This window comes from Sphingobium trunci, assembly GCF_022664535.1.
Taxonomy (GTDB): Bacteria; Pseudomonadota; Alphaproteobacteria; order Sphingomonadales; family Sphingomonadaceae; genus Sphingobium.
In genome coordinates, this window is record NZ_JAKUJY010000074.1 from 1 (window position 1) to 576 (window position 576).

General features: G+C 61.5%; 1 protein-coding gene. It reads right to left on the minus strand.

Annotated elements, in window-relative coordinates; all coding sequences use genetic code 11:
- Positions 1-576 (minus strand): MBG domain-containing protein (locus MJ601_RS21805; protein WP_242130486.1); only part of this gene is annotated, 576 nt, incomplete at both ends.

Below are 576 nucleotides of genomic sequence, written 5' to 3' on the forward strand. Positions count from 1 at the left end.
CGTAATTGGGATTGGCAAGGCCCGATGCGGCGATGCCGTAGCTGCCCGCGTCCCGCGCTCCCTGCGCCGTGCCGCTCCACAGGAGGCTGCCCGACAGGCTCGCCTGCGTGTCGCCATTGACGAAGCCCGCATAATGCAGCCCGCCGCCCCCTGAAAAGGCCAGGCCGTCATAGCTCTTCGTCACATCGTCCGCGATGATCGTCAAAGGCGCAGGAGTGACAGTCAGTTGGCCGGATGAACTGAAAGCCAAGGCGTAGCCCGCCGAAGAACTCAATGTCCCGGCAGCAACGGATATGCCGTACGGACTTCCGCCCACACCAGCACTAGTGGCACTGCCAGCAGAGGTGAGGGTGGGCAATCCACTCCATGCTGTAGTGGCACTGTCAGCGAGATACACGCCTGAAACTGCGGGCTCATAGCCGCTTACCGCATAGGCGTTGGCAAGGGCGGCGGCGCCATCGGCACCATATATTTTCGAGAAACTGGTGGAGGAGAAGGTCAATGTCGGCTGATAGGCGAAGACATAGCGGTTGCCTGTCTGGGATATGTCACCGCCGCTTGCAGACCAGTTCTGGC